The sequence below is a fragment of the Serratia nematodiphila DZ0503SBS1 genome, from assembly GCF_000738675.1.
Taxonomy (GTDB): domain Bacteria; phylum Pseudomonadota; class Gammaproteobacteria; order Enterobacterales; family Enterobacteriaceae; genus Serratia; species Serratia nematodiphila.
The window spans coordinates 928,121-953,894 of record NZ_JPUX01000001.1 but is presented as its reverse complement, the minus strand read 5'-3'; the positions used below and the strand labels follow the sequence as shown (position 1 = coordinate 953,894).

21 protein-coding genes are annotated in these 25,774 nt (G+C 60.3%); 8 read left to right on the top strand and 13 right to left on the bottom strand.

Features of this window, described 5'->3' with window-relative positions; all coding sequences use genetic code 11:
* Positions 1–129 precede the first annotated feature (129 nt).
* Positions 130–951 (bottom strand): co-chaperone DjlA, encoded by an 822-nt coding sequence (gene djlA / locus JL05_RS04350; protein WP_015376627.1) that lies wholly within the window; start codon positions 949–951, stop codon positions 130–132.
* Between the two features lie 228 nt (positions 952–1,179).
* On the opposite strand from djlA, the gene lptD reads away from it, so the two are divergent.
* The 6 genes from lptD (at position 1,180) to apaH (ending at position 7,941) form a co-directional block, all read left to right on the top strand.
* The gene (gene lptD / locus JL05_RS04345; protein ID WP_033631770.1) at positions 1,180–3,540 is read left to right on the top strand and encodes an LPS assembly protein LptD; all 2,361 of its coding nucleotides are present in this window, start codon (positions 1,180–1,182) and stop codon (positions 3,538–3,540) included.
* Positions 3,541–3,605: 65 nt separating this feature from the next.
* Entirely contained in the window at positions 3,606–4,907 is a 1,302-nt protein-coding gene (gene surA, locus JL05_RS04340) for a peptidylprolyl isomerase SurA (RefSeq protein WP_033631769.1), read from the top strand.
* A complete protein-coding gene (gene pdxA, locus JL05_RS04335) occupies positions 4,885–5,886 on the top strand; it encodes a 4-hydroxythreonine-4-phosphate dehydrogenase PdxA (RefSeq protein WP_370531233.1) in 1,002 nt (333 codons plus the stop codon). Before surA ends, pdxA begins: the two co-directional genes overlap by 23 nt.
* A complete protein-coding gene (rsmA, locus tag JL05_RS04330) occupies positions 5,879–6,697 on the top strand; it encodes a 16S rRNA (adenine(1518)-N(6)/adenine(1519)-N(6))-dimethyltransferase RsmA (RefSeq protein ID WP_004932881.1) in 819 nt (272 codons plus the stop codon). Before pdxA ends, rsmA begins: the two co-directional genes overlap by 8 nt.
* Positions 6,698–6,709: 12 nt before the next feature.
* Entirely contained in the window at positions 6,710–7,087 is a 378-nt protein-coding gene (apaG, locus tag JL05_RS04325) for a Co2+/Mg2+ efflux protein ApaG (RefSeq protein WP_015376624.1), read from the top strand.
* A 2-nt stretch (positions 7,088–7,089) separates the two neighbouring features.
* Positions 7,090–7,941, top strand: coding sequence for a bis(5'-nucleosyl)-tetraphosphatase (symmetrical) ApaH (gene apaH / locus JL05_RS04320; RefSeq protein WP_033631768.1), 852 nt, complete (start codon positions 7,090–7,092; stop codon positions 7,939–7,941).
* A 46-nt stretch (positions 7,942–7,987) separates the two neighbouring features.
* Here the strand turns inward: apaH and JL05_RS04315 are convergent, their stop codons facing one another.
* From JL05_RS04315 to JL05_RS04300, 4 genes are all read right to left on the bottom strand, one after another.
* Entirely contained in the window at positions 7,988–9,877 is a 1,890-nt protein-coding gene (locus tag JL05_RS04315; protein ID WP_033631767.1) for a PhoX family protein, read from the bottom strand.
* A 180-nt stretch (positions 9,878–10,057) separates the two neighbouring features.
* Entirely contained in the window at positions 10,058–10,540 is a 483-nt protein-coding gene (folA, locus tag JL05_RS04310; RefSeq protein WP_033631766.1) for a type 3 dihydrofolate reductase, read from the bottom strand.
* 143 nt (positions 10,541–10,683) lie between these two features.
* Complete coding sequence (locus JL05_RS04305) at positions 10,684–11,148, bottom strand: threonine/serine exporter (RefSeq protein WP_015376621.1); 465 nt, start codon at positions 11,146–11,148, stop codon at positions 10,684–10,686.
* The gene (locus JL05_RS04300; protein WP_015376620.1) at positions 11,145–11,945 is read right to left on the bottom strand and encodes a threonine/serine exporter family protein; all 801 of its coding nucleotides are present in this window, start codon (positions 11,943–11,945) and stop codon (positions 11,145–11,147) included. Before JL05_RS04300 ends, JL05_RS04305 begins: the two co-directional genes overlap by 4 nt.
* Before the next feature lie 128 nt (positions 11,946–12,073).
* Between JL05_RS04300 and JL05_RS04295 the strand changes: the two genes are divergently transcribed.
* Positions 12,074–12,688: a LysE family translocator gene (locus JL05_RS04295; RefSeq protein ID WP_015376619.1), complete on the top strand. Its 615-nt coding sequence runs from the start codon at positions 12,074–12,076 to the stop codon at positions 12,686–12,688.
* A 35-nt stretch (positions 12,689–12,723) separates the two neighbouring features.
* Here the strand turns inward: JL05_RS04295 and kefC are convergent, their stop codons facing one another.
* The 8 genes from kefC to pvcA form a co-directional block, all read right to left on the bottom strand.
* Complete coding sequence (gene kefC, locus JL05_RS04290) at positions 12,724–14,577, bottom strand: glutathione-regulated potassium-efflux system protein KefC (RefSeq protein ID WP_021505358.1); 1,854 nt, start codon at positions 14,575–14,577, stop codon at positions 12,724–12,726.
* Entirely contained in the window at positions 14,570–15,127 is a 558-nt protein-coding gene (kefF, locus tag JL05_RS04285) for a glutathione-regulated potassium-efflux system oxidoreductase KefF (RefSeq protein WP_004932911.1), read from the bottom strand. Before kefF ends, kefC begins: the two co-directional genes overlap by 8 nt.
* Positions 15,128–15,298: 171 nt before the next feature.
* Positions 15,299–18,523, bottom strand: a complete 3,225-nt coding sequence (gene carB, locus JL05_RS04280) for a carbamoyl-phosphate synthase large subunit (RefSeq protein ID WP_033631765.1) — start codon at positions 18,521–18,523, stop codon at positions 15,299–15,301.
* Positions 18,524–18,539: 16 nt separating this feature from the next.
* Entirely contained in the window at positions 18,540–19,688 is a 1,149-nt protein-coding gene (gene carA / locus JL05_RS04275; RefSeq protein ID WP_004932920.1) for a glutamine-hydrolyzing carbamoyl-phosphate synthase small subunit, read from the bottom strand.
* A 470-nt stretch (positions 19,689–20,158) separates the two neighbouring features.
* Positions 20,159–20,980, bottom strand: coding sequence for a 4-hydroxy-tetrahydrodipicolinate reductase (dapB, locus tag JL05_RS04270; RefSeq protein ID WP_033631764.1), 822 nt, complete (start codon positions 20,978–20,980; stop codon positions 20,159–20,161).
* Between the two features lie 263 nt (positions 20,981–21,243).
* Positions 21,244–22,503, bottom strand: coding sequence for a glycosyltransferase (locus tag JL05_RS04265; RefSeq protein WP_033631763.1), 1,260 nt, complete (start codon positions 22,501–22,503; stop codon positions 21,244–21,246).
* A gap of 24 nt (positions 22,504–22,527) precedes the next feature.
* On the bottom strand, positions 22,528–23,391 hold the full coding sequence (locus tag JL05_RS04260) for a TauD/TfdA dioxygenase family protein (protein WP_033631762.1): 864 nt from the start codon (positions 23,389–23,391) through the stop codon (positions 22,528–22,530).
* Between the two features lie 96 nt (positions 23,392–23,487).
* On the bottom strand, positions 23,488–24,456 hold the full coding sequence (gene pvcA / locus JL05_RS04255; RefSeq protein ID WP_033631761.1) for an L-tyrosine isonitrile synthase: 969 nt from the start codon (positions 24,454–24,456) through the stop codon (positions 23,488–23,490).
* Positions 24,457–24,647: 191 nt separating this feature from the next.
* Between pvcA and JL05_RS04250 the strand changes: the two genes are divergently transcribed.
* On the top strand, positions 24,648–25,574 hold the full coding sequence (locus JL05_RS04250) for a LysR family transcriptional regulator (RefSeq protein WP_033631760.1): 927 nt from the start codon (positions 24,648–24,650) through the stop codon (positions 25,572–25,574).
* Positions 25,575–25,774 lie beyond the last annotated feature (200 nt).

The window sequence follows — 25,774 nt, the reverse complement described above, 5'->3', positions numbered from 1 at the left end:
GATACCCTAAATAATTCGAGTTGCAGGAAGGCGGCAACCAAGCGCAGCCCCGGGAGCGTACAAAAAGTACGTGACCGGGGTAAGCGCGGGCAGCCAACACACCTGCGGCTCGAAGTATGACGGGTATCGTTATTTGAAGCCTTTCTCGCGTTTGATCAGGTCGTACGCCGCCTGGATCTCCTGCGCTTTCTGCTTGGCCATTTCCATCATCTGCGGCGGCAAGCCTTTCGCCACCAGCTTATCCGGATGGTGTTCGCTCATCAGCTTGCGGTAGGCGCGTTTGATGGTGGCGGCATCGTCGCTGCTGCGCACGCCGAGCACCTTGCAGGCATCGTCGAGCGTCGGGCCGCGCTGAGCCTGCTGATAGCCGCCCTGCGAATACCCGCCCTGCTGACCGCCGCCGAACTGACGCCCGCCCTCCATCATGCTGAGGAACTGATCGAACTGCGCGCGCGAAATGCCCAGCTCTTCGGCGATGACATACAGCACCTGACGTTCGTTCGGGTGCAGCGAGCCGTCGGCAAACGCCGCCTGAATCTGAATTTCCAGAAACATCCGAATCAGATCGAAGCGGCCGAAACAGATGCTGCGAAACTGCTGCAGCGTCTCACGCAGCGGGAACTGGCTCTGTTTGCCCTCGCGGAATGCCTGCTGCGCCGCGGTGCGCGCTTCGCCGTGCAGCTGCAGGCGATCCATAAACAGGCTGGCGATCTGGATATCCGCCTCGGTAACGCGTCCCTTGGATTTGGTCAGGTGGCCCATCACCTGAAAAGTGGTGCGGAAAAACAGCGTTTGCCGCGTTTGCTGGTCGGTGAAAAACCCCCGGCTGCGCTTGTTGCTGCGCGCCGTATCGATCATATGACCGATAATCAGCCCCAGAACTACACCCCAGAATCCCGCGCCAGACCAGATGGCGACGATGACGCCGAGCAGTTTTCCCCAATACTGCATATACTCCTCAATTATCATGCCGAAAGCCGCCCGCTCTCCTTCGCTTCAGGAAAGGGCGCAGGCGATTTTTCCTAGAATTTGGATTATCATACCTGTCATTTATCTTTGCGCCTAACGACGACGCAAGTAAACGGCTGGATTTAGCACTAGCGCAACGCAGATGAGTAATATAGTCTCTGACCGTTTGCCGGACACGACGCCTCTGATGACGGAACACCAAAACCGCGTATGAAAAAAAGTTTCCCAACACTGCTGGCCACGATGATTTGGACGGCACTCTACAGTCAGCATGCGCTGGCTGATCTGGCCGAGCAATGCATGCTTGGCGTTCCCGTTTACGACAAGCCTTTGGTCAGCGGCGATCCGAACAGCCAGCCGGTGACCATCAATGCCGATGACTCGCGCGCCGACTACCCGAAAAGCGCCCTGTTCAGCGGCAACGTGCATATCGAGCAGGGCAACAGCACCCTGACCGCCAAAGAAGTCGAGCTGAACCAGACGCAAAACCCTGGCCAGACGGAACCGGTGCGCACCGTCACCGCCACCGGCGACGTGCACTACAGCGACAATCAGATCAAACTGAAAGGCCCTAAGGCCTGGTCGAACCTGAATACCAAAGATACCGACGTCTATGAAGGCGACTACCAGATGGTCGGCCGTCAGGGGCGCGGCGACGCCGACAAGATGAAAATGCGCGGCGCCAACCGTTACACCATTCTGGAAAACGGCACCTTTACCTCCTGTCTGCCGGGCGACGACAGCTGGAGCGTGGTCGGTTCCGAAGTGATCCACGATCGCGAAGAGCAGGTGGCGGAAGTGTGGAATGCCCGCTTCCGCATCGGCGGCGTGCCGGTGTTCTACAGCCCATACCTGCAATTGCCGGTCGGCGACAAGCGCCGTTCCGGTTTCCTGATCCCGAACGCCAAGTACGGCAGCAACAACGGCTTCGAGTTCATGTTGCCGTACTACTGGAACATCGCGCCGAACTACGATGCCACCATCACGCCACACTATATGTCCAAGCGCGGCCTGCAGTGGCAGACCGAGTTCCGCTATCTGGTACAGCCGGGCCTCGGCCTGATGGAGTTCGACTGGCTGCCGGACGATAAGGAATACGGCAAAGATCATGACGACAGCAAACGCTGGCTGTTCTACTGGAACCACAACGGCGTCATGGATCAGGTGTGGCGCTTCAACGTCGACTACACCAAGGTCAGCGATTCCAAATACTTCACCGATCTGGACTCCAAGTACGGTTCCACTACCGACGGCTACGCCACGCAGAAATTCAGCCTCGGCTACGCCAACGAAAACTGGAACGCCACGCTGAGCTCCAAGCAGTTCCAGATTTACGACGATACCGATCGTTCACAGTCGGAGTCGTATAAAGTCCAGCCGCAGCTGGATCTGAACTATTACAAGAACGACCTCGGCCCGTTCGATTTCCATATTTACGGCCAGGCTGCCAAGTTCACCAGCGTCAACCCGTACAGCCCGGATGCCACCCGTCTGCATATGGAGCCAACGCTGAGTCTGCCGCTCACCAACGGCTGGGCCAGCCTGAACACCGAAGCCAAAGTGATGGCGACCCACTACCAGCAGGATATTCCTGACGGTTTCGCCGCTAACTACCAGAACCGCAAAGGCGCCGCAGCACCGGATCTTGATGACTCGGTCAACCGCGTATTGCCTCAATTCAAGGTCGACGGCAAGCTGGTGTTCGAGAGGCCGATGATCTGGGCCGAAGGCGCCACCCAGACGCTGGAGCCGCGCGTGCAGTACCTGTACGTGCCGTACCGCGATCAGAGCAACATCTACACCTACGACACCACGCTGCTGCAGACCGACTACTCCGGCCTGTTCCGCGACCGCACCTACAGCGGCCTGGATCGCATCGCTTCGCAGAACCGCGTCTCTACCGGTTTGACCACGCGCATTTATGATGACGCGCTGGTGGAACGTTTTAACGCTTCCGTGGGTCAAATCTACTACTTCAGCCGTTCGCGTACCGGTGACCAGATGACCGGTTACGACAACAACGACGACACCGGCAGCGTGGCCTGGGCCGGCGATACCTATTGGAAAATCGACGATCGTTGGGGCCTGCGCGGTGGCCTGCAGTATGACACCCGCCTGAACAGCGTCTCGCTGGGCAACGGCGTGGTGGAATACCGCCAGGACGCCGAGCGCGTGGTGCAGCTGAACTACCGTTACGCCACGCCGGAATACATCCAGACGGCGTTGAACACCAAAACGGTTCCGGCCTTCCAGGACGGCATCTCGCAGGTGGGCATCACCGGCAGTTGGCCGATCGCCGATCGTTGGGCGGTCGTCGGGGCGTACTACTACGACACCCGCGCCAAACAATCCGCCGATCAACTGTTGGGGCTGAAGTACAACACCTGCTGCTGGGCGGTGACCCTGGGCTATGAGCGCAAGATCACCGACTGGAACAACAGCAACAATACCAGCGTTTACGACAACAGAGTTTCGTTCAACGTCGAACTGCGCGGCCTGAGCAGCGATCATAGTCTCGGCTCCGCAGAAATGCTGCGCTCCGGCATTCTGCCGTATCAGCGCGCATTCTGACGCTTTGCAACACTTTGAAAACGAGAACTTTCACCCGCATTTGCGGATTACATAATGGGAAATGTATGAAGAACTGGAGAACGCTTATTCTCGGATTGGTGGTTTGCGCCAATGCCGCGTTCGCAGCACCCCAAGAAGTGGATAAAGTCGCCGCCGTCGTGGATAACGGCGTGGTACTCGAAAGCGACGTCAACGGTCTGTTGCAGTCAGTCAAGCTCAACGCCCAGCAGGCCGGCCAACAGTTGCCGGACGACAAGACGCTGCGCCATCAGATCATCGAACGGCTGATCATGGATAACATCCAGCTGCAGATGGCCAAGAAAATGGGCATTACCGTGTCCGACGCCGAGCTGGACAAAGCGATCGCCAACATCGCCGCGCAGAACCGCATGAGCGTCGATCAGCTGCGCAGCCGCCTGTCGTACGAAGGGTTGAACTACAACACCTACCGTTCGCAGATCCGCAAAGAGATGCTGATTTCCGAAGTGCGTAACAACGAAGTGCGCCGCCGCGTCACCATCCTGCCTCAGGAAGTGGACGCACTGGCCAAACAGGTGGGCGCGCAGAACGGCAGCGACACCGAAATGAACATCAGCCACATCCTGATCCCGCTGCCGGAAAACCCGTCGCAGCAGCAGGTCGACAAAGCCGAAGAGCTGGCCAAACGCCTGGTGGGTGAGATCAACAGCGGTGCCGACTTCGGCAAGCTGGCGATCACCTACTCCGCCGATTCTCAGGCGCTGAAAGGCGGCAACATGGGCTGGGGCAAGCTGCAAGAGATCCCGACCCTGTTCGCTGAACGTCTGGTTAGCGCCAAGAAAGGCGACGTCGTCGGCCCAATCCGTTCCGGCGTCGGCTTCCACATCCTGAAAGTCAACGATATCCGCGGCGCCAGCCAGTCGGTGTCGGTCACTGAAGTGCACGCCCGTCACATCCTGCTGAAGCCTTCTGTGGTGCTGACTGACGATCAGGCGCGCGCCAAGCTGCAATCCGTTGCGGAAGCGATCAAGAGCGGCCGCGCCAAATTCGCCGACGAAGCCAAACAGCTGTCGCAGGATCCGGGTTCCGCCATGCAGGGCGGCGATCTGGGCTGGGCCTCCCCGGACATCTACGATCCGGCCTTCCGCGATGCGTTGCTGAAGCTGAGCAAAGGTGAAATCAGCGCGCCGGTCCACTCTTCCTTCGGTTGGCACCTGATTCAGCTGCTGGATACCCGTCAGGTGGATAAGACCGACGCCGCGCAGAAAGATCGCGCTTACCGCATGCTGTTCAACCGTAAGTTCGCCGAAGAGGCGCAGACCTGGATGCAGGAACAGCGCGCCCAGGCTTACGTGAAGATCCTCGATGGCAGCGATGCACAGCAATAAACGCGTCGTCATTACCCCCGGCGAACCCGCCGGGGTGGGGCCGGATTTGGTAGCCGCCCTAGCGCAACAGGATTGGCCTGTTGAGCTGGTGGTGTGCGCCGATCCGGCCCTGCTGCTTGAACGCGCCAAGCGTTTGGGCCTGCCGCTGACGCTGCGCGACTACCAACCGCAGCAACCGGCCGAGGCGCAACGCGCCGGCACGCTGACCGTGCTGCCGGTGTCACTCGCTCAGCCGGTCACCGCCGGTGAACTGAACGTCGGCAACAGCGCCTACGTGGTGGAAACCCTGGCGCGCGCCTGCGACGGCTGCCTGAACGGCGAATTTGCCGCTCTGATCACCGGCCCGGTGAACAAAGGCGTGATCAACGACGCCGGCGTGCCGTTTATCGGCCATACCGAATTCTTTGCCGAGCGCAGCCGCTGCGATCGCGTGGTGATGATGCTCGCGACCGAAGAGCTGCGCGTGGCGCTGGCGACCACCCACCTGCCGCTGCTGGCGGTGCCGGGCGCCATCACGCAGCAGAGCCTGTTCGAAGTCATTCGCATTCTCGACCACGATCTGAAAACCAAATTTGGCATCGCTCAGCCGCACATTTACGTCTGCGGTCTGAATCCCCACGCCGGGGAAGGCGGCCATATGGGGCGCGAAGAGATAGACACCATCATCCCGGCGCTCGACGCGCTGCGCGCTGACGGTATCCATCTGATCGGCCCGCTGCCGGCGGACACCCTGTTCCAGCCCAAATATCTGCAAGATGCCGATGCGGTGCTGGCGATGTATCACGATCAGGGGCTGCCGGTGCTAAAATACCAAGGGTTCGGCCGCGCGGTGAATATCACCCTCGGTTTGCCTTTCATACGCACCTCGGTCGACCACGGTACCGCTCTGGAACTGGCCGGCACCGGCACCGCCGATGTCGGCAGTTTCCAAACGGCCCTGAATCTCGCCATTAAAATGATAATTAATTGTAATGAATAACAGAGTCCACCAAGGGCACTTTGCCCGCAAACGCTTTGGACAAAACTTTTTAACCGATCAGTTTGTCATCGATAGCATTGTCTCCGCCATTCACCCGCAGCCGGGCGAAGCGGTGGTCGAGATCGGCCCCGGCCTCGGCGCCTTGACCGAGCCGGTTGGCGCGCGCATGGACCGCATGACGGTGATCGAACTGGACCGCGATCTGGCCACCCGGTTGGAGAACCACCCGCGGCTGAAAGACAAGCTGACCATCCGCCAGCAGGACGCCATGACGGTGAATTTTGCCGAACTGGCCGAGGAAGCTGGCCAACCGCTGCGCGTATTTGGTAACCTGCCGTACAATATTTCGACGCCGCTGATGTTCCACCTTTTCAGCTATACTCAGGCAATCCGCGACATGCACTTTATGTTGCAAAAAGAGGTGGTCAACCGTCTGGTGGCCGGCCCGAACAGCAAGGCCTACGGGCGTTTGACCGTGATGGCGCAGTACTACTGCAACGTCATTCCGGTGCTGGAAGTGCCGCCGACCGCGTTCGCGCCGCCGCCGAAGGTCGATTCCGCCGTGGTGCGCCTGGTCCCGCACACCGAGCTGCCGAACCCGGTGGGCGACGTGCGCATGCTGAGCCGCATCACCACGCAGGCGTTCAACCAGCGGCGGAAAACCATCCGCAACAGCCTGGGCGACCTGTTCACGCCGGAGCAGCTGACGGAGCTGGGCGTCGATCCTTCGCTCAGAGCAGAGAATATTTCTGTGGCGCAGTACTGCAAGCTGGCGAACTGGCTGTCAGCCAATCCGGCGCCACAGCAATAAGGAGTTGTTGTCATGATTGATTCGCCCCGCGTGTGTATTCAGGTTCAGAGCATCTATGTGGAATCACAGTCGATCCCTGAAGAAGAGCGTTACGTCTTCGCCTATACCATCACCATCCGCAATCTGGGGCGGACCAACGTGCAACTGCTGGGCCGTTACTGGCTGATCACCAACAGCAACGGCCGCCAAACCGAAGTCCAGGGCGAAGGCGTGATCGGCGAACAGCCCGTCATTCCGCCCGGTGGAGAGTTTCAGTACACCAGCGGCGCCATTCTGGAAACGCCGCTGGGCACCATGGAAGGCCATTACGAAATGGTTGACCATCAGGGTCAGCCGTTCCGCACCGCTATTCCCGTGTTCCGCTTAGCCATTCCAACGCTGATCCATTAATTATGTCGACATACCTTATCGGCGACGTTCACGGCTGTTTCGATGAACTGAAGTCGCTGCTGGCTCAGGTTGCGTTCGATCCCGAGCGCGATCAACTGTGGCTGACCGGCGATCTGGTGGCGCGCGGCCCCGCCTCGCTGGACGTGCTGCGCTACGTGCGTTCGCTCGGTCCGGCGGTGCGCATGGTGCTGGGCAACCACGATCTGCATCTGCTGGCGGTCTACGCCGGCATTAGCCGCAACAAACCCAAAGATCGCATCACCCCGCTGCTGGAGGCGCCTGACGCCGACGAGTTGATCAACTGGCTGCGCCGCCAACCGGTGCTGCAGGTGGATGATGAGCAAAAGCTGGTGATGGCGCACGCCGGCATCACCCCGCAGTGGGATATCGACACCGCGAAAATGTGTGCGCGCGAAGTGGAAGCGGTATTGAGCAGCGACAGCTATCCGCTGTTCCTCGATGCCATGTACGGCGACATGCCGAACAACTGGGCGCCGGAGCTGAGCGGCCTGGCGCGCCTGCGTTTCAGCACCAATGCGTTCACGCGCATGCGCTACTGCTTCCCCAACGGCCAGCTCGACATGATCTGCAAAGATGCGCCGGGCAGCGCGCCGGCGCCGCTGAAGCCGTGGTTCGAACTGCCGCGCCTGGTGGATCCGGAATACACCATCATCTTCGGCCACTGGGCCTCGCTCGAAGGCAAGGGCACGCCGGAAGGCGTGATCGGGCTGGATACCGGCTGCTGCTGGGGCGGCGACCTGACGATGCTGCGCTGGGAAGACCGTCGTTACTTCACGCAGCCCGCCAATCGCGGCGAGGCGCCTGGCCACGCCGGCAGACTGGCCGCATCCTGAAAATACAAAGGCGGCCCCGTGGCCGCCTTTGTTCCACTTTATCGCCTTACGCCCCAATCACCCCGCCATCTTCACGCGTGATCATCAATACCGATGAACGCGGGCGCGGGCTGTTGTTCGGGAAGTGCGAATCGCCCTCTTCTCCGGGATGCTGTACGTTGACGAACATCGTCTTGTAGTCCGGGGTGAAGGTGATGCCGGTCAGTTCGCAGGACTTCGGCCCCACCATGAAACGGCGGATCTCGCCGCTGACCGGATCGCCCACCAGCATCTGGTTGTTGCCCTGCCCGACATAATCGCCCTTGTTGCTGTACTTGCCGTCGGTGAGGATCCACAGGCGGCCGGCGCGATCGAAGCCCAGCCCGTCCGGGCTGTTGAAGGTATTTTCCGCCGTGATGTTCGGCGTGCCGCGGTTGACGCCTTCAGGGTGGGCGATCGGGTTGCCGCACAGCGCATAGATGTCCCAGGCGAAGACGTCGGCGGTGGCGTCGCCGCCCTCGTCCCAGCGAATGATTTGGCCATAGATATTGTTAGGCCGCGGGTTGGCGGCGTTCAGCGGCATCCCTTCCTCACCGCGCTTGCTGTTGTTGGTCAGCGTACAGTACGCGCGGCCGTCATGCGGGTTCACCGCGATCCACTCCGGGCGATCCATTTTGGTGGCGCCGACCTGCTGTGCCGCCTTGCGGGCGAAGATCAGCACTTCGGCCTCATCGCGGAAGCCGTTCTCCGGCGTCAGGCCGTTCTTGCCGAACTCAAGCGCAATCCAGCGCCCTTTTCCCTTCAGCGGTGTGCCGGCTTCATCGCCGTCGAACTGCGCCACGTACAGCGTCCCCTCGTCCAGCAGCGTGCGATTGTTGGCCGGATTGGCGGCGTCGACCACGCCTTTGGAGACGTACTTATAGATATGTTCGCCGCGCTCGTCGTCGCCCATATACACCACCAGACGGCCGTCTTTGGCCACGGTCACCGCCGCGTTTTCATGTTTGAAGCGGCCCAGCGCGGTGTGCTTGATGGGCGTCGAGGCCGGATCCAACGGATCGATCTCGACGATCCAGCCGTGGCGGTTGAATTCGTTAGGGTTCTTCGCCACATCAAAGCGCTCGTCATAGTCCGGCCAGTTGCGCTCCGGTTCGCTGGCCTTCAGCGTGTAGCGCTTCTGTTCCGGCGTGGTGCGATAATCGGCCTGACGGGTACCGAAATAGGTATCGAAGTTTTCCTCGCAGGTCAGATAGGTCCCCCACGGCGTCTTGCCGTTGGCGCAGTTGCCGAAGGTGCCCAGCACCTTGCGGCCGCTCGGATCGGCGGCGGTCTGCAACAGCGGATGTCCGGCGGCCGGGCCGCTGAATTGCATCTCGCTGTTGGCGGTGATGCGGCGGTTATAGCGCGACGGGCGTTCCACCTCCCAGCGCTGGCCGTCGCCGATACGCTTGACCGCCACAATGGAGATGCCGTGCGCCGCCTGTGACTTGCGCACCTCTTCCAGGCTGGTGGCTTTGGCGCCGCCGTGGGCGAACAGATACTGTTCGTTGACGTATTCGTTATTGATGGCCATCACGCCGTGATTGTCATCGATAGGGAAGAAGCTCATGCCGTCGTTGTTGTCGCCAAACTGTTTTTCCTGATCGGCGGCGCTGTTGTTGCCCTGCGGATCGAAGGCCGGCGCGCCGTCCACCAGCGGCTCGCCCCAGGAGATCAGCACCTCCGCGCGGTAGCCCGGCGCGATGGTCACCTCGTCGGCGGTAGATGCGGCGATGCCCTGAAAGCCCAGCAGCCTGTTCGGTGGCAGATCCTCGGCCAACGCCTCGGCGGAGACCGACCAGATGCCACCGCCGAGAAAGCCGGCCAGGCCGACGGCGCCGGCGCTGCCGAGCAACAGCTTGCGGCGAGAGGGATCGATCAGGCGGTCGGCGTCTAATTGCTCAATTTGCTTGGTCATAACGTGGTTACCTTTTTAGTTATGGCGCCACGGTCAAGATTCACCAGAGTTGCCGTGGCGCTCGGAGTTGGGCTTCATACTAATCAGGTAATGTGACGGAAAGGTTACGAATGACCGGCATAAAAAGGCCGGGGGCGCAATTGCTTGCGCCCCCGGGGATAACTGGCTAACGGGCTGAGATCAGCGGCGCTGCAGGATTTCGAAACAGTAGCTGTGCGAGTTCAGATTGTCGGCATCGTGGAATTCGCTGAACGTGGTTTCCCACTCGTCCGGCTCGTAATCCGGGAAGTGGGTATCGCCGCCGACTTCGGCGTCGATGTGCGTCAGGTACAGACGGTCGGCGCGCGGCAGCAACTGGGTATAGATGCGCCCACCGCCGATCACCATCACTTCTTCCACCTCGCCCGCGGCGGCCAGCGCCTCATCCAGCGAGGTTACCCAGGTCACCCCGGCTTCGTTGCCCGGGCGGCTGCTCAAAACGATATTGTGGCGGCCCGGCAGCGGGCGGCCGATGGACTCGAAGGTCTTGCGGCCCATAATAACCGGCTTATTCAACGTGTTGCGTTTAAACCACGCAAGGTCCGCCGGCAGGTGCCACGGCATGGCGTTTTCCATGCCAATAACGCGATCCGCCGCCAAGGCAGCGATCAGGCTGATAATCATTGTTTAACCCTGTGTAGGCAGCAAAATTGGTGACACTATACGTAAAGGCCTGAGTGCCGTCGATAGGCTAATCAAGCAAGATGAATATATAAGATAGCTCTTATCAGCATATCTAATAACCAACGTTCTTCCGCCGGGAAATTTCACACGCCGGGGCGTTTGCGGTACAGCCACAGGCCCGGTAACGACAGGCCGATCGACAAGGCACCGACGATGAAACTGGCCTTGAGGAAGTTGGTGATCATGGTCTCCATCAAGGCCTCGCTGTAGCCCAGATGCGAGATCTCCACCACAGTTATCATCGCGGTATAGGCGGAAATGCCGGGGAACATCGGGATCACCGCCGCCACGGTGAACACTTTCGGGTGCGCCAGCAGCCAGCGCGACCAGTAGATGCCGATGATGCCAATCAGGATCGCCGCCAGCAGCGAGGCCCACTCGATGTTCATGCCGGCATGCATCATCAGCATGCGCGAACCGCGCCCGATAGCCCCGAGCAATGCGCAATAGCGCAGCGCACGCAGCGGCACGTTAAACACCATGGCGAAGCCCAGCGCCGGCACCGCCGCCAACAGCATCTCCTGCAACAAGGCCCACAACAGATTCATGACCACCCCCGCAGATCCCACAGCGACATCGCCATCACTACCCCGATACAGGTCGCCAGCGTCAGCAGGCTGGCCATCGCCCAGCGCGCCAGCCCGGTATTCACATGCCCCTTGAACATGTCGGCCACCGCGTTGATCAGCGGGAAGCCCGGCACCAGCAGCAGCACGCTGGCGGCCATCGCCACGCTCGAGGTGTCTTTAAACGCCGGCAAGCGCAGCAGCAGTCCGGAGATCGACGTCGCGACAAATGCCGTCAGGCAGAAATTGATCAGCGGATTCATCTGGCGGGCGGTGAGGATTTGGCGCACCAACATCGCCGTGCCGCTGGCGATAAAGGTCACCAGGAAGGCGTCGCCGCCACCGCCGTTGAGCATGCTGAAGCACCCGCAGGACAGCCCCACCATCAATACCACCAGCCAGCGCGGGTAGCGCAGCGGCCGGATCCTTTCAAAGCGGCGCGCCACGTCGTGCGCATCCGCCAGGCGATGCTCGGCAAGGATCACGATATGCTGCACTTCGGTCACCACCTGCATATTGATGCCGCGATCGACGTTCTTACGGGTGGTGGTCAGACAGGCACCGTGGCTGAGGGTGGTCAATACCACCGCATTGGCGGAGATCGAGCTTTCCACGCTGTCCATGCCCAGCGCCAGTCCCAGGCGAGTTGATAACTGTTCCACCACCGTGCTCTCGGCGCCGTGCTGCAACAGCAGCAACGCGCATTGAATGCACAGTCGGGTGATTTCACGCTGTTGCCGGTGCGGTTCCGGCCTGTCTGTGGCGGTAGTCTGCTGCATGGTGCTCCGTCGCGGGCGGTAGATGAATTATTATCATAGAGCCTAACAATACCTCATTGGGTTGATGCGCATCAGAGGAAGCGGCGTTATTATCGCCAGATTGCTGCCTTTTGCGCGAGACGTCTCCCATGCTTGAAACTTCGTTGTTCGTCGCCGGCATTGCCGCCCTCGGCATGCTCTCCCCCGGCCCGGATTTTTTCCTGGTGATCAAAAACGCCGCCCGCTACCCGCGGCTGGCCGCCATGATGACCGCCTTCGGCGTGATCTGCGGCGTCGCCACCCACATGTCCTACTGCGTCGCCGGGCTGGCGGTGGTGATCACCACCACGCCGTGGCTGTTCAACCTGCTGAAATACGCCGGGGCGGTCTATCTGGTGTGGATCGGCATCCAGGCGCTGCTGTCGCGCGGCGGCGGCAAAATGAACGTCAGCAATCTGCCGCAGCAGCAGGTCAGCCTGAAGAGCGCCTTTGCGCAAGGCTACCTGTGCAACCTGCTGAATCCGAAAGCCACCCTGTTCTTCCTGGCGGTCTTCACCCAGGTGCTGCAGATCGATTCCGGTCTGGGTGACAAACTGTGGTACGCGGGGATTATTCTCGGCCTGTCGGTCATCTGGTGGCCGCTGCTGGTATTTTTGATCCAGAGCGGGCCGGTGCGCCGCGGGCTGGAAAAGACGCAGAAGATCGTCGACAAATTGCTGGGCGGCATGTTGATCGCCTTAGGCATCAAGGTGGCGCTGAGCTAAGCAAAAAAAGGGGCGCCATCACGGCGCCCCTCCCCTTATCCTTTGGCTTCCACCACTTCGTCTTCCGGCGCCTTGCCGTCGATACTGCCGCGCCAGCCGGTCTGCTGCACCCGCGCCAGCCGATTCTGATCCTGCTCGATGGCCGCGCTGAGCATCTCCTTGGCCCGCTGCAGGCTGGCGATACGGAATTCAGTATCCTGGTAATTATCCAGCGTATCTTCCAGCATCTTCAGGTTATAGCGACGGAACGTGTCCGCTTTCTCGCGCGCCTCATAGGCGTCCAGCCCCAGCAGCTCCAGCGTTTCACGGCCGACGCGCAGCGAGCTTTCGAAGGTTTCGCGCTCCGGTTTTTCCACCCCCAGCTGCCGCAACTGATACCAGTGATCGACGTCGCGCGCCCGCGCCACCACCTTAAGATGCGGGAAGTGCTGCCTGGCCAGCTCGGTTAACGCCAGGCTGTCCTCCACGTCGTCGATGGCGTTGATCAGCACCTTGGCGTGAGCGGCGCCGGCGGCCTCCAGCAGATCGGCGCGCGTGGCGTCGCCGTAGAACACCTTGGTATCGAATTTACGCAGCGTTTCGATATGGTCCGGATCGTGATCCAGTACCACGGTGTGCACGCCGTTGGCCAATAACAAACGACCGGCGATCTGGCCGAAACGGCCGAAGCCGGCGATGATCACGCTGGCATTCTCGTCATCAATGACGTCAGCCGGGCGATCCTCTTTCGGCGCATTTTTCTCCAGCTGCGCGGCGATCACCAACAGCAGCGGAGTGGCCGCCATCGACAGCGCCACCGCCAGCGTCAGCGACTTGGCCCATTCAACCGGCAAGACGCCGGCCAGCTGTGCGGCGCTGAAAATCACGAAGGCGAACTCACTGCCCTGCCCCAGCAGAATGGCGAACAGGCCGCGCTGGCGCTTCGGCACGCCGAGCAGCGGCCCAATCAGCCACAGCAACGCCGCCTTGATCAACATAAAGCCCAGCAGCAGCGAGGCGATCAGCAACGGATGATGGAACAGCGTGCCGAAGTCGATCGACATGCCGACGCCGATGAAGAACAGCCCCAGCAGCAACCCCTTGAACGGCTGAATATCGCTCTCCAGCGCGTGGCGGTATTCCGAGCTCGCCAACAGCACCCCGGCGAGGAACGCCCCCATCGCCATCGACAGCCCGGCCATCTCCAGCAGGATGCCGAAGCCGAACACCAGGAACAACGCCACGGCGCTGAACACTTCGCGCATGCCCGAACGGGCGACGAAGTGCAGCAGCGGACGGGTGACGTAGCGGCCGAGCAACACCACCATCGTCAACGCGCCCACCACCTTGGCCGCCGACAGCATGAAAGCGCCCAGCGTGGTGGTGGCGCCGCTGCTGGCCAGCAGCGGGATCATCGCCACCAGCGGGATCGCCGCGATATCCTGGAACAGCAGCACCGCAAACGCGCTGCGGCCGATCGGCGACGGCGTCAGATTGCGTTCGCTCATCGCCTGCATGGCAATGGCGGTGGATGAGAGCGCCAGCGTCAGGCCAATCAGCAACGCCACCTTCCAGTTAAGGCCAAGGAAGTAACAGAAGGCGCTCAGCGCCAGGCCGCAGCCCACCATCTGAATGCTGCCGCCGCCGAACACCGAGGCACGCAGCGTCCACAGCCGTTTAGGATCCAGCTCCAGGCCGATGATAAACAGCATCAGCACCACGCCGATCTCGGCGAAGGTCAGGATCGATTCGGCGTCCGACACCAGCTTCAGCCCCCAGGGGCCAATGATGCAGCCGGCGATCAGGTAACCGAGCACCGAGCCCAGTCCCAGGCGCACCGCGATCGGCACAAACAGCGCCGCGGAGCCGAGGTAGATCAGCCCTTCGATCATCATGTGGTGATTATCCATGGCTGGCCTCCCGGGTTTCCGCTTCGGCATGTTCCATCAGGTAGTCGACCAGCCGCTGGCGGTAGGCTTCGCCGGCGGCGAGCAGCGCCGGCTCGTTGCAGGTAAAGGTATTGTGCACGGCGAAATAAGGCAGCCAGGTCATGCCGCAATAGATCGCCGTGGCCTGTAGCGGCTGCGCCAGCGCGGCGAAGTTGGGGAAGTCGCCCAGCTCGAAGTGGTGCTCGTCGCCGCCGCTGGTCACTGCCCACAGGCAGTCTTTACCCACCAGCGCATTGCCGTCGTGGCCGTAGGCCCAGCCGTGCTCCAGCACTTTGTCGATCCACAGCTTCAACAACGGCGGGAAGCTGTACCACTGCATCGGATGTTGCAGCACCACCAGGTCGGCGCGCTCCACCGCCCGCTGCTCGGCGTTGATGTCGATATTGAAATCGGGGTACAGCTCATACAGCGAGCGCACCTCCACCTCGGGGAGATCCTTCACCGCCTGCAGCAGGCGGTGATTGGCATGCGAATGCCGGGGATACGGGTGAGCATAAATTATCAGAATCATTGTTATCGTCGTTCCTTCGTTCCTTGCCAATACACCAAGCATATACCAATCACACAGAGTGACAGTTTGCCCACTGATTGATAGCGGAAATTTTTAACGCCAGCCGACAAATTCGCTGAATAAAAAAGGGCGCTGCATCTGCAGCGCCCCTTACGTTGCGTTATCGCGCGGTTACTTGCCGATGCGCGCGTGCATTTCCTGTACCGACGTCACCTGCTCGGTCGGATCCGCTTTCAGCGCCATCGCGGTGGCGAAGCCGCCGTTCAGCGTGGTGTCGTAGTGCACCTTGTACTGCAGTGCGCTGCGGCGAATCAGCTTGGAGTCCTCAATCGCCTGACGGCCTGCCGTGGTGTTGACGATGTAGGTGTACTCGCCGTTCTTGATACGGTCCTGAATGTGCGGACGCCCTTCGTGCACCTTGTTGACCAGGCGCGGGTTGATGCCCGCTTCGCCCAGCACCACCGCGGTGCCGTGGGTGGCGTCCAGCTCGAAGCCCTGCTTCAGCAGGCTGGCGGCCAAATCGACCACGCGGGCTTTATCGCCTTCGCGCACCGACAGCAGCGCGCGGCCCTGCTTCTTCATGCCCGAGTTGCTGCCCAGCATCGCTTTGGAGAAGGCTTCCGCGAAGGTGCGGCCCACGCCCATCACTTCCCCGGTAGAGCGCATTTCCGGCCCCAGAATCGGGTCGACGCCCGGGAATTTGTTAAACGGCAGCACCACTTCTTTCACCGAATAGTACGGCGGGATGATCTCTTCGGTCACGCCCTGCTCGACCAGCGTTTTGCCCGCCATCACGCGCGCGGCCACTTTGGCCAGCGGCACGCCGGTCGCTTTGGACACGAACGGCACGGTGCGCGCGGCACGCGGGTTGACTTCAATCAGGTAGACTTCGTTGTCTTTCACCGCGAACTGCACGTTCATCAGGCCGCGCACCTGCAGCTCGAACGCCAGTTTCTCCACCTGGCGACGCATCACGTCCTGAATTTCCTGGCTCAGGGTGTACGCCGGCAGCGAACACGCGGAGTCGCCGGAGTGCACGCCCGCCTGCTCGATGTGCTCCATGATGCCGCCAATCAGCACGCGCTCGCCGTCGCAGATAGCATCGACGTCCACTTCCACCGCGTCGTCCAGGAAGCGATCCAGCAGCACCGGCGCATCGTTGGATACGCTGACCGCAGTCTGGAAGTAGCGGCGCAGGTCGGTTTCGTCGTAAACGATTTCCATCGCCCGGCCGCCCAGCACGTAGGAAGGACGCACCACCAGCGGATAGCCGATGGCCGCCGCCTTCTCCACCGCCTGTTCGATGGCGGTCACGGTGGCGTTGGCCGGTTGCTTCAGGCCCAGACGGTTGACCGCCTGCTGGAAGCGCTCGCGGTCTTCGGCGCGGTCGATGGCGTCCGGACTGGTGCCGATAACCGGCACGCCTGCGGCTTCCAGCTCGCGCGCCAGCTTCAGCGGAGTCTGGCCGCCATACTGCACGATCACGCCCTTCGGCTTCTCGATGCGCACGATTTCCAGCACGTCTTCCAGCGTTACCGGCTCAAAGTACAGGCGGTCTGAGGTGTCGTAGTCGGTGGAGACGGTTTCCGGGTTACAGTTGACCATGATGGTCTCGTAGCCGTCTTCACGCAGCGCCAGCGAAGCGTGCACGCAGCAGTAGTCAAACTCGATGCCCTGGCCGATACGGTTCGGCCCGCCGCCCAGCACCATCACTTTCGGCCGGTCGTTGGTCGGGTTGGACTCGCACTCTTCTTCATAGGTGGAGTACATATAGGCGGTGTCGGTGGCGAATTCCGCCGCGCAGGTATCCACGCGCTTATACACCGGATGCAAACCGTAGCTGTGGCGCAGCTTGCGAATTTCGCTCTCGGCGACGCCGGCCAGCTTGGCCAGACGCGCATCGGCGAAGCCTTTGCGCTTCAGAGTGCGCAGGAACTCTTTGTTCAGGCCGTTGATGCCCGCCTCGGCCACCTGCTCTTCCAGGCGCACCAGCTCTTCAATCTGCACCAGGAACCAACGGTCGACGTTGGTCAGGTTGAACACGCCGTCTACCGACAAACCGGCGCGGAAGGCGTCGGCGATGTACCAGATGCGGTCGGAACCGGCGTCTTTCAGCTCGCGGCGGATTTTGGTCAGCGCTTCCGGATCGTCCAGGCTCACTTTCGGATCGAAGCCGGTGGCGCCCACTTCCAGACCGCGCAGCGCTTTTTGCAGCGATTCCTGCTGGGTGCGGCCGATGGCCATCACTTCGCCGACCGACTTCATCTGGGTGGTCAGGCGATCGTTGGCGCCGGCGAACTTCTCGAAGTTGAAGCGCGGGATCTTGGTCACGACGTAGTCGATGGACGGTTCGAACGACGCCGGGGTGCGGCCGCCGGTGATGTCGTTCATCAGCTCATCGAGGGTGTAGCCCACCGCCAGCTTGGCGGCGATCTTGGCGATCGGGAAGCCGGTGGCTTTCGACGCCAGCGCCGAAGAGCGCGACACGCGCGGGTTCATTTCGATAACGATCAGGCGGCCGGTTTTCGGGTTGACCGAGAACTGCACGTTGGAGCCGCCGGTTTCGACGCCGATCTCACGCAGCACCGCCATCGAGGCGTTGCGCATGATTTGGTATTCCTTGTCGGTCAGGGTCTGGGCCGGCGCGACGGTGATCGAGTCGCCGGTGTGGATGCCCATGGCGTCGAAGTTTTCGATGGAGCAGACGATGATGCAGTTGTCGTTCTTATCACGCACCACTTCCATCTCGTACTCTTTCCAACCGATCAGCGATTCATCGATCAGCAGCTCGTTGGTCGGCGACAGATCCAGGCCGCGTTCGCAGATCTCTTCGAACTCTTCGCGGTTGTAGGCGATGCCGCCGCCGGTGCCGCCCATGGTAAAGGAAGGACGGATGATGCACGGGAAACCGACGTCAGCGGCCACCGCCAGCGCTTCTTCCATGGTGTGCGCGATGCCGGAACGCGCGGTATCCAAACCGATTTTCTTCATCGCCACGTCGAAACGGCGACGGTCTTCGGCCTTGTCAATCGCATCGGCGGTGGCGCCGATCATAGTAACGCCGAACTCGGCCAGCACGCCCTGACGCTCCAGTTCCAGCGCGCAGTTCAGCGCCGTCTGGCCGCCCATGGTCGGCAGCACCGCATCCGGGCGCTCTTTTTCGATGATCTTGCGCACCACTTCCCAGTGGATCGGCTCGATGTAGGTGGCGTCGGCCATTTCTGGGTCGGTCATGATGGTCGCCGGGTTGGAGTTGACCAGAATGACGCGGTAACCCTCTTCGCGCAGCGCTTTACACGCCTGGGCACCCGAGTAGTCGAACTCACACGCCTGGCCGATAACGATCGGGCCAGCGCCGAGGATCAGGATGCTTTTTATGTCTGTACGTTTTGGCATTTTTTACTGCTCCTGATTATTTGGCGTTAGAACGGTAAGTCTCAATCAGTTCGATAAAGTGATCGAACAGCGGCGCGGCATCGTGCGGGCCTGGGCTGGCTTCCGGGTGCCCCTGGAAGCTGAACGCCGCTTTGTCGGTGCGGTGAATGCCCTGCACCGTGTGGTCGAACAGCGATTTGTGCGTCACGCGCAGGTTCGCCGGCAGATTGTTCTCATCTACCGCAAAGCCGTGGTTCTGCGCGGTGATCATCACGGTGTTGTTGTCCAGATCCTTCACCGGGTGGTTGCCGCCGTGGTGGCCGAGCTTCATCTTCATGGTTTTCGCCCCGCTGGCCAGCGCCAGCAGCTGGTGGCCCAGGCAGATGCCGAACACCGGAATGTCGGTTTCCAGGAACTGTTTGATGGCGGTGATGGCGTAGTCGCACGGCTCCGGATCGCCCGGGCCGTTGGACAGGAAGATGCCGTCCGGATTCATTTTCAGCACCTCGTCGGCCGGGGTCTGCGCCGGCACCACGGTCAGGCGGCAGCCGCGATCCACCAGCATGCGCAGGATGTTGCGCTTGGCGCCGTAGTCGTAAGCCACCACGTGGAACGGCAGTTCCGCGGCGGTTTTGGCTTCGGGCAGGTCGCCTTCAAGCGTCCAGCTGCCTTGCTGCCAGCTGTAGGCCTCTTGGGTGGTGACCTCTTTCGCCAGATCCATGCCCTTCAACCCCGGGAAACCTTGCGCCTTGGCCAGGGCCAGCGCGGCGTCCGGCGAATCGGCGGCGATGATGCAGCCGTTCTGGGCGCCCTTCTCGCGCAGCAGGCGGGTCAATTTGCGGGTATCGATATCGGCGATCGCCACGATGTTGTGACGCTTGAGGTAGTCGGACAGGCTTTCTTCGTTGCGGTAGTTGCTGGCGATCAGCGGGAGGTCGCGAATGACGAGGCCTTGGGCGTGTACTGCGGAGGATTCTTCGTCGGAAGCATTGGTGCCGACATTGCCGATATGAGGATAAGTAAGAGTAACGATCTGGCGGGAATAGGAAGGATCAGTGAGGATTTCTTGATAACCGGTCATCGACGTATTGAAGACCACTTCCCCCACTGCCGTTCCCTCTGCCCCGATGGCCCGACCGTGGAATTGGGTTCCGTCTTCCAGAACCAATAGCGCTGACTTTATCAAAACACCCTCCAAGGAATAATCAATCACAATATTTGCATATTAATTCAGATATCGCGATCTAAATCAATGCAAAAACCGTCCGCGAGGCCAATTTTTGGCAAATTGGGCGCATTTTAATGATGAGTGCCTGGCTTGTCTACCCAAACTGCCGTTTTTTGTTTTATTTTTGCAGTTCTCGGCGCTCATGCGGCTTGAGCGCCGATAAAAACACAGAAAACCGGGGCTGGAAAACGGTTGCGGGGAAGAATGACGGAAAATAGCGCCGGAATGGGACAAAAAAGACGCTAAAAAAGCCGAGGGTGGAAAAAAAGGAGATGATTAGCAAAGTAAACACAGATAAATGACAGCTTTGGTAATGAAATAAAATCAACACGATATTTATCATGTTAAAAAAAAGGACAATAAAATTATTGCCCGATTATCATAGCATTATGATCAATACAACCACATCACGATGGTATGCAAATCAATTATAACTGGTCCAAATTCAACACGTCGCGCATATCAAATAAACCTTTATCCCGGTTATGCAGCCAGGAAGCCGCGCGCACCGCACCGCTGGCAAAAGTCATACGGCTGGAAGCCTTATGGGTAATTTCCACCCGTTCACCGATGTCGGCGAACATTGCGGTGTGCTCGCCGACGATGTCGCCGGCGCGAATGGTGGCAAAGCCGATGCTTTGGGGATCGCGTTCGCCGGTATGGCCTTCGCGCGCATAGACCGCACAGCTTTTCAGATCGCGCCCCAGCGCGCCGGCGATCGCTTCGCCCATCGCCAACGCCGTGCCCGACGGCGCATCCACTTTGTGGCGGTGGTGCGCCTCGACGATTTCGATATCGGTATAGTCGCCCATCACCTGCGCGGCCTTCTCCAGCAGTTTCAGCACCAGGTTGACGCCGACGCTGAAGTTGGCGGCGAACACGATGCCGATATGCTGCGCCGCAGCGCGGATCGCCTGCTTGCCGGCGTCATCGAAGCCGGTGGTGCCAATCACCATCGCCTTGTGGTGCGCCACGCAAAAATCCAGGTAGTTCCGGGTGCTTTCCGGGCGGGTGAAGTCGATCAAAATGTCGAACTCGCTCGCCACTTTCTCCAGGCTGTCGCTTACCTTAACGCCCAGCGCGCCAATGCCCGCCAGCTCGCCGGCGTCGACGCCGATCAGGCTTGAACCCGGGCGCGACAGCGCCGCGCCCAACACCACGCCTTCCGCCTGCTGCACCGCCTGGATCAACTGGCGGCCCATCCGGCCGCCGGCGCCCGCAATCGCAATGCGGATTTGTGAATCACTCATGCTTGCTCTCTTCTTGATTTGACGCCTATCCCATTAGGCTATCGATTCAGGGTAACTGCCCCGCTGCAGCGCCGCCAGAGGATTCATTTCATAATTAGAAAATTATGATATTCCCCCGTTTTCATCAGCGGCGCTGTCGTGAGATTAACATTCAACCGATTTGGCGGCCTGCGACGATTGTACATAATCATGCAGTTTCCATGGCAAAAAAATGCAGAAAAAAGGCGCCGAAAACGGCGCCTGGAGAAAGGATCACAGCGAGGTCAGGCGGTAATGGCGGCCACTTCGTTGGCGATCGCCGTCAGCGCATCGTGGCGGGCATAGTCCTCACGCACCAGTGCCGCGCGCTGGCGATAGATCGGCTGCTGCAGAATGCGCGTCGCCGCCGCCAGGATCTGTTCAGGGCTTGGCGTGCTGGTGTGCAGGCTGATGCCGCAGCCGGCGGCGACCACGCGCGCGGCCGCCTCCAGTTTGTCTTCGCCGGTGCCGGCGACGATCAGCGGCACGCCGCTGTTCAGCGCATAGTTGATCGAGCCGTAACCGCCGTTAGTGATCAGCAGCGCCGTCTCCGGCAACCAGCGTTCGAAGGAGATAAACTCCCGCACTCTGGCATTGGCCGGCAGCGCGTCCATCAGCCCTTCGGTCGCCCGCCCGCCGGTGGTGGCCAACACCCGCACCGGCAGATGCGCCAGCGCCTGCAGCGTCGGCACGATCAGCTGATGCAGATCGACATTGGCCAGCGTGCCCTGAGACACGATCACCAACGGCCGACGATCGTCCTCCTCCCACAGCGCCTCTTCCGCGGCCGGTTGACCACCGCTGCGCAGCGGCCCGACGAAGCGCACGCCGCTCGGCAGGTCGTCGCGCTCATATTCCAGCGCCGTGGTGGCCAACTGCAGGAAACGCTCGCAGCCGCCGATCAACGCATCGGTGAACGGGCGATCCAGCGCCCGTCCCCCCGCCTGCACCAGCGCCACATCGAAGCTCTGCTGCACCTCATCGAGCAGCACGCGCGTTTCTTCATCCACCAGCTGCTCACGGGTCAGCGCCTGCGGCAGCAGCGCCGGCGGGATGCGCGGGCCATAGAAAATGGCGTCGCGCGAGGAATACGACAGCGGCGTGACCCCGATACCGAAGACCGGCGGCCGTTCGGCGGACTGCAGCAGCGGCAGCACGCCGTAGAAGCAGTTCTCCACCATCAGCAGATCGGTGTCTTCGGCAGCGATAGTCGCACGCAGTTGCCGATCCAGCAGCGGGATCGGCGCGGCGAAGAAATCTTTCAGCGCCAGCGCCATCTGTGCATTGCCCGGCGGCAGGGCGGCGCGCTCGGGGAAGTGCTGCTCCAGGTGGCGGTAATCGAAATCCACCTGCGCGTCGAACGGCACGAAGCTCGCGCCCACCGCCTCGGCGCGTTCGCGGAACAGCGCGCCGGTCATCACCCGCACCTGATGCCCTTGGGCAATCAGGTGGCGAGCGATGGCCAACATCGGGTAAACGTGCCCCGGAGTGGCGACTGCCGCCATCAATATCCTTGCCATAATGCTCCTTTACGCTTCTGCGTTAGCCGGCTTCAGCGCCAGATTGGCGCACACCGGGTTGCTCTGAATATGCACGCGCTGCAAATGACGCGCGGAACGGGCGGTAAAGCCCTCGCGGCCGTGCAACAGCGAGAAGTTGTCCGCCACCACCACGTCGCCCTGTTGCCATTGGTGGGCATAATAGTGACGCGGATCGTACAGATGCTGCTGCAGAGTGTGGTGGAACTGTTCCTGCTGTTGTTCCGGCACGCCGTGATATTCCAGCGCATGTTGATTGAGGAATTTTTTCCCCTCCGTCGGCGGTTCATTGTAGCGCATGATCAAGCCCCTGCCGTTCGGGTGCTGCACCACCAGCGGCGAACAGACTTCACCGCCGTAATGCACCACCTGCTTGATGCGGTAGGTGATCGAGACCGACAGCCACTGATCCAGCAACGCTTCGTCCGTATTGGCCAGCAAGCGCGTGGTGTCGACGAAGGTCGTGCACCCGCCTTCGTCCGGCGACGGAGCCGCCACGCAGTGGAACAGCTGGAACTCGGGAATAGTCGGCTTATACATGCCATCCCAATGCAGCGGGACGTAGCTGCTGTCGAAAATATGATCCTTGGCGTCCGGATGTTCCTTCACGTCCAGCACCGCGCCAAACGGCCACATCATGATCTCGCCCCACTGCTCGGCGTAGCGCGTCAGAACCTCCCCATCACTGAAACCGGAGTCGAATCCGCGCAGCACCAGCAAGTGATGCTCCTGCGCCAGCGCCCGCAGCGCTGCCACCGGCAGTTCGCCGATCTTTTGCCCCGGATGCTGCGGCGTCAGGATCGCGCCAAACGGGGTATTCGGTTGAATATGGCAATTAAGCGGTTGGTTATTCATCGGTGATTCTCCTTGCATCGAATGTGCTGCTCACACGGCAACGTGCCGTCAAAAACGCGTCCGCCAGGATTTCGGGCGCAAAAGCCTGCAGCGGCCTCAGGCCATCTGCGGTTGTTCGATCAGGTAATGGCTCGGCGTGCCGCGGATCTCCACCAATTCGCCGTTCAGGCTCTGCGCATCTTTACGCTTCATCAGCACGAACTGGCCGTTCACGTTGGCTGCCACGCCATGCCACGGCGTCAGCCAGTCGTCTTTGGTCGGCATCATGTGGATGCCTATCTTCAGGCTGTCGGCCGGCTGCGGGTGAATCGACAGGCGGATCGCCGCCGGGAAATGCTGGGCCAGCAGGTTGCCCCAGGCCCAGCTGCGCTGGATAACGCCGCAGGCGCGCCGTTTGGCGTCTTTTTGCAGCGCGGCGTTGGAACCGCTGTAGCCCGGCAGCTGGCTGTCTTCATACAAGAAGCGCGTGATGGCGCGATACAGCATTAATCCCTGCTCGTCCTGCATCAGCTGGCGCTTGATCGCCTCTTCCGATTCGGCATAGCCGTCCACCAACAGCCGGCGCAGCAGATCGTAGTCATCGGTATGCTCCGCCAGGCCTTTGACATCGCCGAGGTTGAACACGCTCAGGTGGGTTGCGCCTACTTCATGCAGCAGGCTTTCAATCTCACGTTGATAATGGTTGATCGCTTCGTCGCTGACGCGGATCAGATCGCCGAACACGTGGCCGTCGGAACAGATAACGATATGCGCGCCCGGCGGGTAATAGAGTTGAATGCGCTGGCACAGCGAGTTGAGGAAGATCAGCGACAGCCGCTCCGCCATGTCCGGCGCCGCGCCTATCACCTTATTGGCGTTGGGTGACTTGGTCGGAAAAGCCGGCAGCACGAATTCGATGCGCTGGTCGTTTTCAATGAATGCCCGAATGCGCGGCAATTGCACCTGAGTGACCTGCCGCTCTTCTTCAGCCAGAGAAGCATCGTCGGCAATGAGGCGACGTCGATATTGCAATAATTCACGTAGGATTTTTAATGCTATTTCTTCTTTTTTCTGTGCGCTATCCACAATGAGCTCCTGTTGCGATGTGGCGCGGGTGTATTATTGGCAAGCGCAATAAGATTTATCAAAAAGAGATAAAGCGCATGAAAAATAATAATCAGCCCGTCGTTTATATGCTTCAGGCAATATAGGAAAGATGGTGCTATATTATTAGCCCGTATAACTCACAATCTAGGTTAAGTTGTGCTTAACAAACTATGAGCAATATTTTAAAACGCATGGCCATTTTCTCAAAAGTGGTCGATTGTGGCGCATTCAGCATGGCGGCAAAAGAATTGGGCATGACGACATCGGCCGTCAGCCAGCATATTCGCCAGCTGGAGGAACATCTGGGCATTCAATTACTGTTGCGATCGACGCGCTCATTGAGCCTGACCGAAGCCGGATTGTGCTTTTATGAAGATTGTCTGCTGATGATCCACGCCGCCGAGCGCGGGCAACAGCGGATCGCCGCGCTGCGCGGCGAGCTGGTCGGTGAACTGCGCGTCGCCACCTCGACCGAATTCGCCACCCATTATCTGGTGCCGGCGCTGCAGAGCTTCCTCGACGAACACCCGCGCATCACGCTGCGGTTGGAAATCCACGATGAGAGAATAGACCTCATCGCGCAACGCATCGATCTGGCAATACGCGGCGGCGCGCTGGCTGACTCCAGCTACGTCTCAACGCGGCTGGCGCGCTGCCGCGAAGTGCTGTGCGCTTCCCCGGCCTACCTGGCACACCACGGGGTGCCGGATTCGCCGCAGGCGCTGACCCATCATCATTGGGTCACCTTTACGCCGCTCGGCAATCCGCAGTTTGTTCGCCTGATCCATCGCGACGGCGGCGAGCACCGCATGCGCATGACCGGGCGACTGTTCACCAACAGCGGCATGGCGATGAAGGAGCTGGCGCTGACCGGCAAAGGCATCATTCGCAATTTCTTCGCCAACGTCGAGCGAGAGTTGCGCAGCGGCGAGCTGATTGAAATATTGCCCGACTGGCGATTACCGGAAATTAATTGCTATGCCATTATGCCGCGACGGGAGATCCAGCCATTAAAAGTCCGGCGATTGCTGGAGCATATGAAGCTCTATTTAAAGGAGAGAGGATTAAACGACCTAGAACAGATTCGACAAGAATAAAATAAGAAACATCTGCAAGACTACTATTGTAATTATTGTAATCACGTTGACGACACCAGGCCCTATTTAGATTGCAGCCTAATGATATTCTATTTAATGACTTCATTCAGCCTATATATTTAATGACGCCACCGCTACTTCAAATACTCAGAATAAATTTGACTTTAGTTAGCAGAAAATTTGAATATACTCAGCATTTT

What these genes read in the sequence shown, in the direction of transcription:
- djlA (WP_015376627.1), bottom strand. Translation starts at nt 951, where the DNA reads ATGCAGTATTGGGGAAAACTGCTCGGCGTCATCGTCGCCATCTGGTCT.
- lptD (WP_033631770.1), top strand. Translation starts at nt 1,180, where the DNA reads ATGAAAAAAAGTTTCCCAACACTGCTGGCCACGATGATTTGGACGGCA.
- surA (WP_033631769.1), top strand. Translation starts at nt 3,606, where the DNA reads ATGAAGAACTGGAGAACGCTTATTCTCGGATTGGTGGTTTGCGCCAAT.
- pdxA (WP_370531233.1), top strand. Translation starts at nt 4,885, where the DNA reads ATGGCAGCGATGCACAGCAATAAACGCGTCGTCATTACCCCCGGCGAA.
- rsmA (WP_004932881.1), top strand. Translation starts at nt 5,879, where the DNA reads ATGAATAACAGAGTCCACCAAGGGCACTTTGCCCGCAAACGCTTTGGA.
- apaG (WP_015376624.1), top strand. Translation starts at nt 6,710, where the DNA reads ATGATTGATTCGCCCCGCGTGTGTATTCAGGTTCAGAGCATCTATGTG.
- apaH (WP_033631768.1), top strand. Translation starts at nt 7,090, where the DNA reads ATGTCGACATACCTTATCGGCGACGTTCACGGCTGTTTCGATGAACTG.
- JL05_RS04315 (WP_033631767.1), bottom strand. Translation starts at nt 9,877, where the DNA reads ATGACCAAGCAAATTGAGCAATTAGACGCCGACCGCCTGATCGATCCC.
- folA (WP_033631766.1), bottom strand. Translation starts at nt 10,540, where the DNA reads ATGATTATCAGCCTGATCGCTGCCTTGGCGGCGGATCGCGTTATTGGC.
- JL05_RS04305 (WP_015376621.1), bottom strand. Translation starts at nt 11,148, where the DNA reads ATGAATCTGTTGTGGGCCTTGTTGCAGGAGATGCTGTTGGCGGCGGTG.
- JL05_RS04300 (WP_015376620.1), bottom strand. Translation starts at nt 11,945, where the DNA reads ATGCAGCAGACTACCGCCACAGACAGGCCGGAACCGCACCGGCAACAG.
- JL05_RS04295 (WP_015376619.1), top strand. Translation starts at nt 12,074, where the DNA reads ATGCTTGAAACTTCGTTGTTCGTCGCCGGCATTGCCGCCCTCGGCATG.
- kefC (WP_021505358.1), bottom strand. Translation starts at nt 14,577, where the DNA reads ATGGATAATCACCACATGATGATCGAAGGGCTGATCTACCTCGGCTCC.
- kefF (WP_004932911.1), bottom strand. Translation starts at nt 15,127, where the DNA reads ATGATTCTGATAATTTATGCTCACCCGTATCCCCGGCATTCGCATGCC.
- carB (WP_033631765.1), bottom strand. Translation starts at nt 18,523, where the DNA reads ATGCCAAAACGTACAGACATAAAAAGCATCCTGATCCTCGGCGCTGGC.
- dapB (WP_033631764.1), bottom strand. Translation starts at nt 20,980, where the DNA reads ATGAGTGATTCACAAATCCGCATTGCGATTGCGGGCGCCGGCGGCCGG.
- JL05_RS04265 (WP_033631763.1), bottom strand. Translation starts at nt 22,503, where the DNA reads ATGGCGGCAGTCGCCACTCCGGGGCACGTTTACCCGATGTTGGCCATC.
- JL05_RS04260 (WP_033631762.1), bottom strand. Translation starts at nt 23,391, where the DNA reads ATGAATAACCAACCGCTTAATTGCCATATTCAACCGAATACCCCGTTT.
- JL05_RS04250 (WP_033631760.1), top strand. Translation starts at nt 24,648, where the DNA reads ATGAGCAATATTTTAAAACGCATGGCCATTTTCTCAAAAGTGGTCGAT.